The sequence below is a fragment of the Pseudomonas sp. FW300-N2A2 genome, from assembly GCF_017351735.1.
In the GTDB taxonomy this organism is placed as follows: Bacteria; Pseudomonadota; Gammaproteobacteria; order Pseudomonadales; family Pseudomonadaceae; genus Aquipseudomonas; species Aquipseudomonas migulae.
On sequence record NZ_JACNDU010000077.1, the window covers coordinates 1 to 323 of the forward strand.

The 323-nt window shown below is 57.0% G+C and carries 1 pseudogene; it reads right to left on the reverse strand.

The annotated features are described in order from the left end of the window. Positions 1–120 precede the first annotated feature (120 nt). A pseudogene (locus J4E42_RS29330) lies at positions 121–323 on the reverse strand (hypothetical protein); the annotation flags it as partial.

The window sequence follows — 323 nt, forward strand, 5'->3', positions numbered from 1 at the left end:
AAGATCAAAAGCGCACGCCGATCCCTGTAGGAGCCGGCTTGCCGGCGAAAAGTGTCTGGGCCGCGCGTTCATTCAGACAGCCCGCGTTATCGTTGACGTCCATCGCCAGCAAGCTGGCTCCTACAAAGGAAATGCATATGTATTTGGATAAATACGATCAACTGTAGGAGCCGGCTTGCCGGCGAAAAATGTCTGGGCAACGCGTTCATTCAGACAGCCCGCGTTATCGTTGACGTCCATCGCCGGCAAGCCGGCTCCTACAGGGGGATGCGTACGAGCAAAGAACCAGGTCGGCTGGCAGGCCGCCTCGCTTTTGCTTTGGT